Genomic DNA, 14,080 nt, shown 5'->3' with positions numbered 1-14,080 from the left:
AGGGAGTGTCGATATTCGGTTATTCTGCCGGGTTGATAGCAACAGACTTAATATAAAAAGCCTTACCGCTTCCTGCTACACTAGTTGCATTATCCCATGTTAAAACAATGTCACCTTCAACAGCTACTGCATTTTCAAATGTATATTCGGCAGCCAAAGACGTCAAATCAGCAGTGCTATTTCCATCACAAACAAATGTCGTAGATCCGACCTGCACCTTCAAAGTTACATTAGCACTAGCAGCTCCACTGCTATTAACAACAATCTTTTTCACCCCACCAGTATATGCCGTGGATTTCAATACAAATTGGCTGGCCGGTTGATTCTTAGATCCAACCTGAACACCTTTATTATTGTCGTTTCCAAAGTAGAACGATGATCCCGACCAAGTAGGACTCGTAATCCATTCCAACTCTGGCGTACCTTTAACGATGGTCACACCATCGGCTTTCGAACCTAAATCACCATTTACAAGGCTCCAAACATATGCAACACCGGGAGTTACTTCACCACCCGACGATTTTTTCAACTGCGTCAAAGCAACTGTAGCATCGTTTCCTCCGGTAGCCGTAATAGTCAGAGTCTCTTTAATGTCCGTATCGCCCGTATTGGCGGTTTTAGGCGAAATCTTCACGGTCGTTCCCTCGACCGACGCGTTGAAGGAAGTCAGCGAAGATAACGTAAATCCATTGAAATTCACACCTTCGATCGTCACAGTCTTTTCAGCCGTATCATCCGACGCCCACGATAACGAAGAAGGAGTTACATCGATAATCATAGGGGCCGTAGACTTAAAGTTCTTCACGTCGTCGAGATTACGGGGAAGAATTTGGTTCTGACCGGAATACACCGCACCGATACCCGTAATTTCGGCAGTCGTTGCGATATAAGGCTGATCTTTGAAAGTTGTCCAAGCATTTTTATTGAGGTATACGGCTAAGTTAGCTCCTCCGGCCGTCAGCGTACGGGTCGTATTCGCTCCGCTGTCCATCCACATGCCGGCAGCACTCGTCGTAGCTTCGATCGTGACGGGCATATTGAAATAATTCGAAATATCGGCGACCGAATTCACCTTGATAGGAGTTACTGCATTACCGCTCGACTGCACGATCACTTCACCGGTCCCGATTTCCGAAACCTGAGGAATCGAATTGCGGATCTGACCTTTTGCGACACCTGCCGTTAGCGTGACGAGCACTTTATCGCCCAGTTTATAGTCACCTTCACTCCAAAATACCGAGTTGTAAAGCGAAATACCGTTTCCACCGGTCGTAGCTCCGGGAGTCATCACGTAAAGCGTACCGAAAGAAGCATTGCCAGCTTTGGGATCACCGCAAATTACACCTTCGAAGGTATAAGTCACATTTTCGTCGATCACCTCGGCAGCAGAAGTCGCCGTGATCTTGGCCAAGAGTTCGGGAATCGTAATTGTTGTCGCACCGCCGCTTCCGCCGGTCGTTACGAACGTCTTATGATCGCCGTAAAGAATATCACCGGTGTTGGGAGTCGCGTAGGCGCGGAAAGCGTACTGCGTCTCCTTCGTCAGGCCGGTAACGTCTACGGTCCATGTCGCAGCCTTCGTTGCGGCCGGAACTTTCACGGAGCCTGTCCAATCGGGCGTATTTCCCGTGGCGAAGACCACATACTCCACGCCGACGGCCGAATAGTCGGCCAGATCGGCATTGGCGATCGAGCCGCCCAGCGTCACCGTCGTCTCGGCTACATTCGAAGCGTTGGCCGTCGTAACCGCAGGCGTAGCGGCACCGCCGCCCAAATCGATCTCTGTCCCACCCGTGCCAACGAAAATACGGACATCATCAACACGAGTTCCGGTCGCACCACTCGGATATTCAATTTTCAAAGAAAGACGTGAAACAGTATTTTTCAGCGTAATATCAGCCGATGCCCATTTCCAAGCCGGAGTTGCATCTACATTTTCCAGATTATACGCTATTTCAGTCCAATTTTCGGCATCTGACGAAAGATAGAGTTTAATGACATCCTTTTGGGGATCGAAAGCATCAGTATTACCATACAATCCAAAACGGATTGACAGATTCTTTTCAGTTGTAAGAACAAGATCCTGCACCGTAAAATATGCATTCTTACCTGCCTGCAACCACATCAAGCCTTTACCTGAAAAGCCCGCGCTTGTCGGAGAAGCCGTTGTTGCCGTCCAACGGTTCGAAGCGTAAGCTGTTTTATAGTCTGACGTACCGGAAACATAGCCGAATCCGCTGCGAATCACATACGGACTTTCATTGATATAAGGCCACTTGTCGAGTTTCTGTTCCAAATCACCGAACGATTCATAGAATATGTCGTTCGACACCCCCTTCTGTGATACCGCTATCGTCTTGGTGCCAAAGTCATTGCTGACGACTATCGAACCCAGATTTTTTATTTCCGAAGAAGCATTGGCCTCAGAAGCAGTTACGGTAATCGAAGTGTCGGAAGCCGTACCCGTAGTTTTGTCGATCGAGAAGCCTGAACCGGAAACAGTCGCTTTCCAGTCACCGGTAGACGTAACCGTAATTTTTGCCGTCGCTCCGGCTGCATCACCGAGAGAAATGGCCGTAGGATCGACAACAAGCGATCCGGTAGCTCCCCCATTGAACGAGACATCATCCAATCGATAGGTGTTGTTATGCCCTACATAACGGAAAGCTACATATACTTTATCAGAAGCGGCATAAGCCGAAAGATCGGCAGACTCGTCAAAGTACACGTTGATCTCATTTACCCCCTCTTTATACTCGATTGTCTTAACAACAGTCCATACACTGGGATCGGTAATCGTTTCGTTTGTTACCGTAGTAGAAGCTACGATCTCAATCTTGCTGTCGTCAGCTGCACTTGCCGTTGCATTGAAATACCATGCCAGTTTGAACGTCAACACTTTATTATCCGCAGCTTTCACATTAAACGGAGTCATTATAGCATAAGCCGTAACGGTCTTCTGCGTTGAGCTGTAAGGAGCACACTGAAGATAGAACGTGTCTCCAAATACACTGCCGAACCATCCCAATTTAGGATTGGCCGGATACCCAGCATCACTCGAAGTAAACGCCCAATTGGGAGAATCGTAAACAACACCACTAATAACATCGTTGAAACTGTCGCCAAACTGCGTCACAACAGTAGTCGGAAGCTCTACATCACCGACAGGCGGTGTCACGGAGCCATTATCCAAATCGACCTGCTGTCCACCGGCACTCGTCACCAAAGTAACATCGTCAATACGATAGTTGCCGTCAGGCTTCTTAGTGGATAAGAATTTAATATACAGATGCTCCGAGAATTCCTTCAACGTAAAGTTCAACGTTGCAAGATTCCAGTTTTTCTCAGCCACAAAGTTTTCGAAAGTATAGGGAATGGCATTGGTCCATTTTTCGCCGTCTTTACTGAATTGAACGGTCAGCTGATCGTAGATCTCAATATTGGGAGCATTGAAATAACTTGCGCCGAAAGTCAAAGTATATCCGGTTTGGCCCTGAGGAAGCGTAATATCCTGAACCGTAAAATAAGTGTTTCCGGTGCCAAACATCAAATTAGAACCACCGGAACCTTCATAGGCACTTCCGTTGCCGACACTGGAAAGATTACTGCGAATATCAACCCCTTCACCGGCATAAGTTACGGTCGAAGAGCCTTCACCGGTCTTATCCCAGCCATCGTATGAAGCAACCGGAGTTTTATCTCCCGTCGTTCCGAAAGTTTCTTTATAAACAAGTTTTTCGGGAACGACTTCACCCTGGTTAATGGTAACCGTCTTGGTGAAATAGGCGCCGTAGGAGTTCTTGAGCTGGAAACTCAGCGTTGCCGTACGGCTCTCGTTGCTTGCGGGGATCGAGAATTCGACCTCGGTCGTACCGGCTTTTCCATCGGTCGCGGAAGGAGTCACCCAGTCTGCGCCCGATTCGAAAGCGAGCGTCCACGGACGATTGCTTTTCACCGTAACGGCAGACGCACCTTCGGCCACGCCCTCGGCGGAAAAGGTCAATGCTTCGGGAGCAACCTCAAGATAAGGCATCCCGTCGTCATCGTTATCATCCACACACGATGTAAACGCCGTCGCGGCGATCAGGAACATCGCACCGAACAATAACCTCAAAAGGTTTAACTTTTTCATAGAAGAGTTGTTTAAAATTGATTAAAAACTTTTATTTTATTTCTAAAAAAACTTACGATTCCTTACATAATGGTAATATTATGCCTCAAATCTAACATTATTTTCCGGACCGACAAAAGCCTAAACGCCTTTTTTATATTACGATTAGGTTAATTAGCGGACATCGGCGTCCAATGCGGACACAATCGGAGACAAAAGCCCCGGAATACGCACGTTTCTGCATATTCCGGGGCTAATAGTCTTTCGGGATCAACGGATGCGGTCGGCCGCGCGCACCATCAGTTCGTCGCGGAAAACCGCACGTGCGGCGAGGTATGCGAAAAGCAGGCAAACCAGCGGCAGCACGACGGCAGGTTTCAGCACCTGCGTATGGAACGTCTGTTCCGCAAACACCCGGTAGCTGAGAAAGTAGTACACGCCTTCCATAACGGCGGAGCCGACGAGCAGCACCATTTCAACCACGCAGAGCCGGAGCTGGAGCAGGCGGCGCTTGAACAGGAAAATCGTAATAAACGGCAGCACGCAGGCCAGCGCCAGCACGACGCCCATATAAACCGTCGGCTGCACGGCTTCGCCGGCAGCGGTTTTCAAAGAAAAGGCATACAGCCCGAACTCTCCGGCCTCGCCGGCGAACCACGCAAGCGGAGCGAAAAGCGTAACGGCCATAAGCGCCGTGACAATCAGCATGTAAAGCGTTTGGATTCGTTGTATCATAGGGTCATAAAGTTTTATCTATCAAATATTTGTTCCTGTCGGAGGAGCCGCGGTTGATAAGCTCGCCCAAAAATCCCGCCAAAAACAGCTGGACTCCGAGGATAATCGCCAGAATCGCCAAATAGAAAAGCGGCTGATCGGTAACCGCCCTCAGCGGCAGTTCGTGGACCTGCTTCCAGATTTTGGCGGCGATGATCCAGACCGTCGTGCCGCCGCCGATAAGGAACATCAGCGTCCCCAGACTGCCGAAGAAATACATCGGCGAGCGGCCGAAGTGCGACATGAAGAGTACGGAAATCAGGTCGAGATAACCTTTCAGCATACGTTCGAGACCGAATTTCGAACGACCGTATTTGCGGGCGCGGTGCTCCACCGGCTTCTCGCCGATGCGGCGGAAACCGGCTTGCTTGGCCAGTATCGGAATGAAACGGTGCATCTCGCCGTAGACTTCGATCGCCTTGACGACCTTGCGGCGGTAGGCTTTCAAGCCGCAGTTGAAGTCGTGAAGCCCGATTCCCGACACGGTGCGGGCCGTCCAGTTGAAAAACTTGCTGGGCCAGCGTTTGCCGATCGGATCGTAGCGCTTCTTCTTCCAGCCCGAAACCAGATCGTATCCCTCTTCGAGGATCATCCTGCGCAATTCGGGAATCTCGTCGGGCGAATCCTGCAGATCGGCGTCCATCGTGACGACGACCTCCCCTTCCGCAGCCGCAAAACCGCAGTACAAGGCCGCGGATTTGCCGTAGTTGCGGGCGAACCCGATGCCCCGCACCGCCGGATACTGCTTTTTGAGGGATTCGACGACGCTCCACGAATCGTCGGACGAACCGTCGTCCACCAAGATAACTTCGTAGGTATAGCCGTGCTCCGCCGCCACGCGGTCGATCCATGCGACCAGTTCGGGCAGCGATTCCGCCTCGTTGTAGAGCGGCACTACAACCGATATGTCGAGTTTATTCATCTTCTGCTTTACAGTTCTTACTCACCGGCCTGCGTATCGAACGGCCGCGGAGCGCGCGAAAGCACACCTGCAATGATAAGGCCGAAAACAGCGCCGAAGAGCAGGCTTACCCAGATACCGCCCCAGACGGTCGCAAGCACCGAGGGGGCAGGCGCGGTCTGAATCTGCTCCAGCGACTGGGCCATCACCGACTCCATCGACGCCGGCACGCCGCCGCCCAACGCCATCATGTCGGTCAGCGCTTCGACCAGCCGGGAGGTGTAATTCGAATAACCCATGATCAGGTGCAGGTAGATATATTGCACGCCTCCGACGATGACGCCAGCAAAGGCCGACACCGCCAGCACGAAGAGATATCCCTGTCCGAAGGAGAATCCCTCCTCGGCCGAATAGAGTTTCGAACGGTTTCGCGTGAAGCGGTGCAGCAGGTAATAGTGCAGGACGACGACTCCGATCCATTCGACCGTCATCAGGGCATAGTACTTCATGCTGCCCGAAAGTGTCATCATCGTCTCCAAGATCATCGAAACGGCCAGTATGGCCCCGATAATCGCGCCGCATTTCGCGGCATCGTTCCAGAAATTTTGCTTTTCCATTATATCATTCAGAATTATCAGTTCCCAATCATTGCAGCTCGCCTTTGCCCTCGCGCAGGATTTCGGGTTCGTCGCCCGTGAGATCCACGACCGTCGTCGGCACATTGTCGCCGACGCCGCCGTCGATCACCAGCGCCACATCGCGGCCGTACCGCTCGTGGATCAGTTCGGGATCCGTGGTGTATTCGACCACTTCGTCGTCGTCCTTCACCGAGGTGGTGATAAGCGGACATCCCAGCGCCGCGACGATAGCCCGCGGAACGGCGTTGCCGGGAATACGGATTCCGATCGTACGCCGCTTTTCGAGCGCCTTGTCGGGCATGCCCGACGATGCCGTCAATACGAACGTGAAAGGCCCCGGCAGGTTGCGCTTCAGGATGCGGAACGCCGCATTGTCCACCCGGCAGTACTCGGCCGCCTGAGCCAGATTTTCGAAAACCACCGTAAAGGCCTCGGCGTCCTTGCCCTTCATGCGGCGCAGCCGCTCGATGGCCTTGGGCGAACGCAGCGAGCAACCGAAAGCATAGACACTGTCGGTCGGATAGATGATGATTCCGCCGTCCTCCAACGCATCGACCACTTTCCGCAACTCCCTTTCGGAGGGGTTCTGTTCGTATATTTTCGTCAGCATGAATACAAATGTACGAAAAATTATTTAATCTTGCGCCGGTTCAGCTCCCTGCTGTACGCCTGAGCATTGGCGTTGTGCTCGCGCAGGGTCTTCGCAAAATTGTGGTAGCCGTCGAACGTCTCCCGTGCGCAGAAGAAAATATAGTCGTGTTTTTCGTAATTCAGCACCGCGTCAATGGCATTGATGCCCGGCATGCAGATAGGCGACGGCGGCAGGCCCTTGTTCAGATAGGTGTTATACGGAGATTCATATTTCAGATGCTTGTACAGGATGCGGCGCAGGCCGAAATCCTGCATCGCGTATTTGATCGTCGGGTCGGCCTGCAGGGGCATTCCCTTTTTCAGCCGGTTGACGTATACGCCGGCGACGCGGGGCATCTCGTCGGTCTTGCGCGTCTCTTCATAGACGATCGACGCAAGGGTCATGACTTCGAACCGGCTCAGGCCGCTGCGTTTGCGCAGCGCGTCCCGCTCCGGCGTCCAGAAACGGTCGTATTCGCGTTTCATCCGCTCCACGAACTCTTCGGGCGTCACCGTCCAATAGAATTCATAGGTGTTGGGAATGAACATCGAAAAAAGGGTCAGGCTGTCGAAACCCGCTTTTCGGGCGACTTCGTCCGAAGTCAGCGCCCGCATGATCGCGGCGGAGTCGGCGTCGATCTGACCGGCGAGTTTCTGCGCCAGCTGGGCGGGAATCCGCACGTTGTTGATCGTCACCCGCACGGGGGTCTGCATGCCCAGTTTGAGCATCCGGGCCACCCGGATGACGCTCATGCCCCGTTCGAGGAGATAGTGTCCGGGCTTGAAGGTCTCGGCCAGATTGATGCGCCGGGCATAGACCCCGAACGCCCAATGGTGTTTCAACTCCGGCAGCAGGGAATCGACGAGCGCACGGTAATCGGCCCGGCTGCTGACAAAGAGTTCGCGTTCCGTCTTCACGGCATTGCCGTAGAACTGCTGACGAAGGACGAATCCCGCGATCAGCAGAACAGACAGGCCCGCAAAAAAGATATAGAGCAAAGTTTTTTTACGCATCTGGTCGAAAATTTTTGCAAAGATATAAAAAATTCCTACTTTTGTGCCGGGTGAGTCTTATACGACCAGCTCCTACAGAATCCCCCAGGCGAGGAATCGAGCAAGGGTATGTGGTTGTAGCGGTGCGATATAATCAGCTCACCCAACCATATATGGCGCTGCAAATTCCGGTTTGCAGCTCCATATTTTTTTTATGGCCGTCCATCGTCGGGCCGAAACGAAAAACGGAACCCGGCAGGGGTTCCGCATAGCGTCGGACGGCACTCCGCCCTATTTGGTGTATTCGATCAGCAATTGGTTGACCACACTCACGAAGACATAGCAGATCACAAAAACGACGATGCTTTTCCATCCTTTCATATTGGCCGAAACGAGATAGGCGAAACAGCCCCAGACCATCGACCAGACCATCGAAACCGACAGGACGATCACGATCAGATTGTAGGCTGCCTGCTTCAAGACCTCGCAGGCGCTGCGGGGTTCGCAGACAATGCTCCCCAGCCACATGGAACAAAGACTCAGCACTCCCAGAATAACGATCATCGGCAGCATCGCGAACAGGTTGGAGGCAAAGATATCCACGGCCCGGATGCGGGAGGGCGAGAGCACCAGCGCCATCACGTACAACAGCAGCGAGAGGGGCAGCCACAACAGCAAATTCGACGACAGAATCGTGATAATCTTGGAAACGTCGCCCTCGACGGGCCAACTCACCGCGGTCAGCAGGCAGATGGAGAAGAGCGTTCCCGCGAGGCCCCAACCGAGCGCTTTCCCTGTAGACAGGTATTCGAACGGGTTAAGAATCTTGTTCATCGCTTTCGAATTTATTTAGTTGAGAGATAATATCGTCCAGTCTGTTGCGCACGGTCGGATAACTCAATCCCAACTTATGGGCCATCTCCTTCAGCGAACCGCTGCTCTTCACGAAATCGAGTACGAACTGCTGGTCGGGTGCTGACAGCTGCATCATCACGGGAAGACTGTAATTGCCTTCGATATGTGTTTGGCATCCGTTGCAATGCATCGCGTGCACGCTCAAACGTTTACCGCAGGAGGGACATATTTTGGGGAGGTTCTTCAGTGTAGCCATAAATATTATTAAAGAAATATTGCGTTTAAATTAGTTTGTGATTGACAAAATCAATATTATTTCCCAAAAATAGCAAATTTACCTCCATGAATACTCTTCACAGACAATTTATATGCGCCCAACCGGCATGGAGAGGAAATCTTTTTAAAAGTTCGCCTTCACGCCGACCGTAAAGTTAGCCCCGTATTCGGGGTAGAACGGATATTCGTACAGGCGGCGGTTGATCAGGTTGCGGCCCTCGGCGAAGAGCGTCACGCGGCCCGAAACTTTCCAGTCGAAATTGACGCGCAAATCGACGGCGAAGGGCGCTTCGAAAGTATCGTACTGCATCACAGGTTCACCGGGCGCAGTTTCCGTCCCCGTATTTTCGAAAACCGCACTCCACTTCCGGGCACTCTGCAAGTAGACTCCCGCGCCGAACGAAATCTTGCGGCCGTCGTAGTGCGCCGACAGACTACCGTCGAAGGACGGCGCGCCGTTGTGCAATTTGGTTTCGTCGTCGTTGTAGATATATCCGTGTACGCCCAATTCCGTCCGGAAACTGCTCACCGGACGCCACGTCACTTCGCCGTTGAAGGAAAGTACGGTCTGACGGGCCAGTGCCGGGCGCATGGCTCCGGCGACGGCCGTTTTTTCCCCGTCGATCGCATAATTGTCGGAAACATACCAATAGGGATGGTTGTCCCGGACCGAAAATCCGGCATACACCCTGTAGTCGAACTTTCCGCGCCAGATACTGCCGCCGATACCGAAACGGCCGTTGTAATCGACCGAACTCTTGGTCTGCCAGAACGCTGCGGCGACGTAAGGATTCTGCCGGGTCAGCGAGCGGAAGCCGTTGTCGTCCACACTGCCGTCCATCTCGAAAAAGGGACAAAGTCCGTCCGTTCCGAGGTTCAGGTTCAGCCGGACGAAAGGAATGATGTAATTCTCCGCGTCGACGGTCTTGACCTTGTCGTGGTAATAGTCGGCGCCCGCTTCGAGACGCACTACCCCGCCCTCGATACCGTAACGCAGGGCGGCATGGATCAGCTGCTGATTATAAAGGCCGATCGCTTTCTGTCCGGCCAGCCGCGTATAACCGAACTCCGCCGCAAGCTGGTGGCGGCCGAATCCGCGGGCGATCTTCGCATGGGTCTCCAGCGTGGTCTGACGCGCTTTGTCGTTGTAATCCGGCCACTCGGAGTGGTCGAAAAACAGCCCGCCGCGGATCGCGATTTCGAAATTCACACGGCTCAGGTCCTGAAAATCATCGCCGAAACGCACCGCGATATTCGCATCGCCGTAATCGGCCATTGCGCCGGGGGCCATGTCCGACGTGACGTCCGACGCGACATACATCCCGTAACGGTGATACATACGGTTTTCATACGAGAGATCGCCCTCCAGAATGTGTTTGCCGAAATACTTGCCGGCCGCGGCGCCGATGCGGTTGAGCATCCGCGTCGAGTTGTTTCTGATGCCGAAGTCGTTTTTGATCTTCGCATAGCGGCCCTCGTGGTTCACGTACCCCACAACATAACCCGTACCGGGGTTCTGGCTCGAAGCGTAGAAATCCAGCACCGAATTGAGCGGATAGCCCGCCCCGGCCTTCAGGTAGAACGGCAGCGGACGGTTGAATTCCCAATAGGTCACCGTCGCCGGACGGATAGGCCGCGTGGCGAGTGTCGTCTGCAGCGACAGCGGCGTGATCGTATAGTCGATTTCGGGCCGCATCTTCACCGTATCGGTCATATCGGGCACGACGGCCAGCTTCGCGGCGCTTTCGACGCTCGGAACATAGGCTTTGGTCACTTCGACCCGTTTTTCCACCTGCGCGCTCACGCTACAGGGAAGCGCCGCCAGCAGCGCGGCGGCAAACAATATGCGTTTCATCATCAGTTCAGTTTTGCGATCCGTTCTTTCGCTTCGGCCACAATGCCGTCGTCGGCAGGCGAATAGCCGTCGGCAACGCTCTGGTAGGTCGCCCTAGCTTGGAAATTGTCGCCCTTGCGGACATAGACGTCGCCCAGCAGGATAAAGGCCTTGGCTAACCAGTACGCCTGCGGCTCACGCTCCGAATAGGCGAATATCGCCTTCTCGGCCTTGTCCATATCGCCGCTCGCGAAAACATCTTCGAGTACGTAATAAGCGGCCGCAGAGCCCTCCTTTGTACGGACGTCGGACGCCAGTTCCTTATACAGTTTCACGGCATCGGCGCGGCGGTCCTGCCGACGCAGCAGCTCGGCCCATGCGAATTTCGACTCGCGCAGCGCGACGGCCCCGGCGTCGGGATGCGCCGCGACATCGGCGGCCATCGCTTCGATCTTCGCCGCATCGCCCCCGGCCAGCGTCGCACGCACATAGCTCTTCATGGCGTCCTCACGCCCGGCGACCGTCGTCGTAACGTCGTACAACTGGCGGTAAGCGGCGGCAGCTTCGTCGTAACGCTTGTCCTCGAAGGTCATATCCGAGAGTTTTTCGAGCACCGTGACCGTATATTGGTTCGTTCCCTGCCCGGCCAGCGTCGTCAGGGTTTCGATGGCGTCGTCGCGCTGATCGGAGCGGAGGTAGCAGTCGCTCAGGAAATAGAGCGCATCGTTCACGTAATAGCCCTTGGGATAGCTCTTGACGTAACTGCGCAGCGATTTGGCGGCGGCATCGGTCTGGCCCGCAAGGTAAAGTTTCTGCGCGGAGGCGAACGACAGCGAATCGCGCGACACGGCGGTCAGATCGCTCTCCAGCCCCGCCTTCTGCGCATAGTCGAAGTAGTCGTCCACCCGGCCCTCCGAAACGTAAATCTCGCGGATGCCTTCCATCGCGCCCTTGGCTTCGGACGACTGCGGAGCCGTCTCGACGACCATGTCGTAATAGCGGAGCGATTTCTCCTTGTCGCCCAGATTGAGGTATGCAAGGCCCAGATCGGAGAGGGCCTGCGCCCGGCGCGGCGACGAAGGATAGTCGGCCACGAATTTCTCCAGCTGCGCGGCGCCTTCGGCGTACTGTTCCTGCGCTATGTGGGAGCGTCCCAGTTCATAGGAGGCCTCGTCGGCATAATCGCCCTCCCCCGCGGTGATGATCTGCCGCAGCGCCTGCTGCTTCTGCTCCGTGCGGCCCAGAATGCCGAGCGTCACGGCGCGCTTGTACTGCGCATAATACTTTTCGGGACCGCCCAAGGCCGCAGCCCGGTCGTACTCGGCTACCGCCGCTTCGAACTCCCGGTCGGAGTAGCGGATGTCGCCCAGACGGTTGCAGGCGTCGGCGCGGTAACGGTCACGTGCGGGATAGACGGCGAGGAATTTCTCGAACGAGCCGCGCGCCTGCGCCATGTCCATACGCGAGAAGGCGCAGTAGCCGAGGTTGTACAGCGCCATGGCATACTCCTTTTCGCTGCGGGGCGCACGCTTCAGGTAGGCGTTGTATTTGGCCGCCGCAACCGTATAGTCGCCCTGCGCAAAGGCGATTTCACCCTGCCAGAAGGAGTTGAGGGCCGAATATTTGGGGCTGACGTTGATCGCCGCAGACTCGGCAAGATAGCGCTGCGCCGCGCGCATGTCGCCGGCATTATAGGCTTCCAGTCCGCGGAAATAGGTGATTTTCTGCAACGCGGCGCGGATGTCGGCATCCTGCGTCGGGAAGGATTTGATGGCCCGGTAGGCCGCGTCGTAATCGTTGGAATTGTAGTAAGCGGCGATCAGCAGCGTGCGGGCTTCGCCCACGCGCGGCGACGAGGGATACTGCTCCACATAGCGCGTCAGCACGTTGATCGCGCCGTTGAAGGCTCCGCCGCCCAGCTCATACTGCAGTTTGCCGTAATTGAACAGCGCATCCTCGGCGATCGTCGCGTCGAAGCGGTCGTCCGCGGCCATGGCGAAAGCGTGCATGGCGGCCCGCTTGTCGCCCGCCCGAAGGTAACAGTCGGCCAGATGGTACGAGGCATTCTGCGTCAGCGCATCCTCGGTGCCGCACGCTCGGCGCAGGTATTCCGCCGCTTCGGGATAGTGGGCCGTGCGGTAGAGCGAGAAGCCCATCAGGTAACTGCCGTCGCGGTCCAGCTCGCCGCCGGCCGCAGCAAAAGCGTCCAGATGTTCGATCGTCCTGTTGAAATCGCCCAGCCGGAACCACGACTCGGCAATGACGCGCTCCAACTCCCTGCGCCGTTCGGGAACGGCCCGCTGCACCAGTTTGCCGCCGTTCTCGACGACATAGCGGTAGTTGCCCTCGTGAAATTCGATCTGCAGCAGGTAGTACGGCACCACGTCGCGGTAAGCGTCGCTGCGCTGCAAAGCCGTGAAGCCCTGCTTGGCACGGCCGTAACGGCCTTCGGCATAGTCGATATAGGATTTGTAATAAAGCGCGTGGTCGGCATATTCGCTCTGCGGGCCGATGCGGTCGAAATAGCCGAACGCCTTGTCGTAATCGCCGTCGGTGAATTCGACATAGCCCATGCGAACGTCGTATTGCTCCTTGCGCGCCCGGCCGAGGGCTTTGTAATCGGTCTTTTCGAAAGCTTCGCGGGCACGTTTCATATCGCCCTCGGCGCAATAGTAGGAGCCCAGCGAGAACCGCACGTCGTTGGCATAGACCGATCCGGGGTAACGCGCTTCGAATCGGCGGAGCGCGGCCTCGGCGTCACGGCTGCCCAGCTCGACGGCGCAGGCCGCCAGATAGAAGTCGACCGTCTGCGCCGCCTCGCGGTCGGCGGGAGAAAGCGTCTCCCGCGCCTGCAGGAACTCATGCCGGGCGTCGGTCCAGCGACCGAAGTCGAACAGCGACCTGCCGCGGTCGATAAAAGCAGCAGATTCGGGGGTTCCGGCCTGCGCTCCGGACGCGCACAACGCACACACGGCAAAGGCCAGCAATAAATTCAGATTTTTCCGCATACGAGACTTAGATTCTTACAAAGGGCAAATATACGAAAATTTACCTTTTTCTCACATAGG

General features: G+C 55.0%; 10 protein-coding genes. All 10 read right to left on the bottom strand.

The genetic code is table 11. The features are described from left to right. Nucleotides 1-19: 19 nt before the first annotated feature. Nucleotides 20-4,132, bottom strand: a complete 4,113-nt coding sequence (locus ALFI_RS13395; protein ID WP_014776215.1) for a DUF5689 domain-containing protein — start codon at nucleotides 4,130-4,132, stop codon at nucleotides 20-22. Between the two features lie 249 nt (nucleotides 4,133-4,381). Further along, the gene (locus tag ALFI_RS13390; protein ID WP_009597980.1) at nucleotides 4,382-4,846 is read right to left on the bottom strand and encodes a DUF4293 domain-containing protein; all 465 of its coding nucleotides are present in this window, start codon (nucleotides 4,844-4,846) and stop codon (nucleotides 4,382-4,384) included. Nucleotides 4,847-4,850: 4 nt separating this feature from the next. After that, the gene (locus tag ALFI_RS13385) at nucleotides 4,851-5,807 is read right to left on the bottom strand and encodes a glycosyltransferase family 2 protein (protein ID WP_014776214.1); all 957 of its coding nucleotides are present in this window, start codon (nucleotides 5,805-5,807) and stop codon (nucleotides 4,851-4,853) included. Between the two features lie 17 nt (nucleotides 5,808-5,824). Then, complete coding sequence (locus tag ALFI_RS13380) at nucleotides 5,825-6,403, bottom strand: DUF4199 domain-containing protein (RefSeq protein WP_014776213.1); 579 nt, start codon at nucleotides 6,401-6,403, stop codon at nucleotides 5,825-5,827. Between the two features lie 28 nt (nucleotides 6,404-6,431). Next, complete coding sequence (locus tag ALFI_RS13375; RefSeq protein WP_014776212.1) at nucleotides 6,432-7,034, bottom strand: L-threonylcarbamoyladenylate synthase; 603 nt, start codon at nucleotides 7,032-7,034, stop codon at nucleotides 6,432-6,434. 20 nt (nucleotides 7,035-7,054) lie between these two features. Beyond that, a complete protein-coding gene (mltG, locus tag ALFI_RS13370) occupies nucleotides 7,055-8,068 on the bottom strand; it encodes an endolytic transglycosylase MltG (RefSeq protein WP_014776211.1) in 1,014 nt (337 codons plus the stop codon). Between the two features lie 270 nt (nucleotides 8,069-8,338). Continuing rightward, nucleotides 8,339-8,881: a hypothetical protein gene (locus ALFI_RS13365; RefSeq protein ID WP_014776210.1), complete on the bottom strand. Its 543-nt coding sequence runs from the start codon at nucleotides 8,879-8,881 to the stop codon at nucleotides 8,339-8,341. Beyond that, nucleotides 8,865-9,158: a DUF2089 family protein gene (locus ALFI_RS13360; RefSeq protein WP_009597946.1), complete on the bottom strand. Its 294-nt coding sequence runs from the start codon at nucleotides 9,156-9,158 to the stop codon at nucleotides 8,865-8,867. The genes ALFI_RS13365 and ALFI_RS13360 overlap by 17 nt, the downstream gene beginning before the upstream one ends. Nucleotides 9,159-9,302: 144 nt before the next feature. Further along, nucleotides 9,303-11,033, bottom strand: a complete 1,731-nt coding sequence (locus ALFI_RS13355) for a hypothetical protein (protein ID WP_014776209.1) — start codon at nucleotides 11,031-11,033, stop codon at nucleotides 9,303-9,305. 2 nt (nucleotides 11,034-11,035) lie between these two features. Further along, nucleotides 11,036-14,020, bottom strand: a complete 2,985-nt coding sequence (locus ALFI_RS13350) for a tetratricopeptide repeat protein (RefSeq protein ID WP_014776208.1) — start codon at nucleotides 14,018-14,020, stop codon at nucleotides 11,036-11,038. Nucleotides 14,021-14,080: the final 60 nt, after the last annotated feature.

The sequence above is a fragment of the Alistipes finegoldii DSM 17242 genome (genome assembly GCF_000265365.1).
GTDB lineage: Bacteria > Bacteroidota > Bacteroidia > Bacteroidales > Rikenellaceae > Alistipes > Alistipes finegoldii.
The sequence above is the reverse complement of the archived record's forward strand: the minus strand, read 5'-3'. Positions and strand labels throughout refer to the sequence as shown.

What these genes read in the sequence shown, in the direction of transcription:
- ALFI_RS13395 (WP_014776215.1), bottom strand. Translation starts at nt 4,132, where the DNA reads ATGAAAAAGTTAAACCTTTTGAGGTTATTGTTCGGTGCGATGTTCCTG.
- ALFI_RS13390 (WP_009597980.1), bottom strand. Translation starts at nt 4,846, where the DNA reads ATGATACAACGAATCCAAACGCTTTACATGCTGATTGTCACGGCGCTT.
- ALFI_RS13385 (WP_014776214.1), bottom strand. Translation starts at nt 5,807, where the DNA reads ATGAATAAACTCGACATATCGGTTGTAGTGCCGCTCTACAACGAGGCG.
- ALFI_RS13380 (WP_014776213.1), bottom strand. Translation starts at nt 6,403, where the DNA reads ATGGAAAAGCAAAATTTCTGGAACGATGCCGCGAAATGCGGCGCGATT.
- ALFI_RS13375 (WP_014776212.1), bottom strand. Translation starts at nt 7,034, where the DNA reads ATGCTGACGAAAATATACGAACAGAACCCCTCCGAAAGGGAGTTGCGG.
- mltG (WP_014776211.1), bottom strand. Translation starts at nt 8,068, where the DNA reads ATGCGTAAAAAAACTTTGCTCTATATCTTTTTTGCGGGCCTGTCTGTT.
- ALFI_RS13365 (WP_014776210.1), bottom strand. Translation starts at nt 8,881, where the DNA reads ATGAACAAGATTCTTAACCCGTTCGAATACCTGTCTACAGGGAAAGCG.
- ALFI_RS13360 (WP_009597946.1), bottom strand. Translation starts at nt 9,158, where the DNA reads ATGGCTACACTGAAGAACCTCCCCAAAATATGTCCCTCCTGCGGTAAA.
- ALFI_RS13355 (WP_014776209.1), bottom strand. Translation starts at nt 11,033, where the DNA reads ATGAAACGCATATTGTTTGCCGCCGCGCTGCTGGCGGCGCTTCCCTGT.
- ALFI_RS13350 (WP_014776208.1), bottom strand. Translation starts at nt 14,020, where the DNA reads ATGCGGAAAAATCTGAATTTATTGCTGGCCTTTGCCGTGTGTGCGTTG.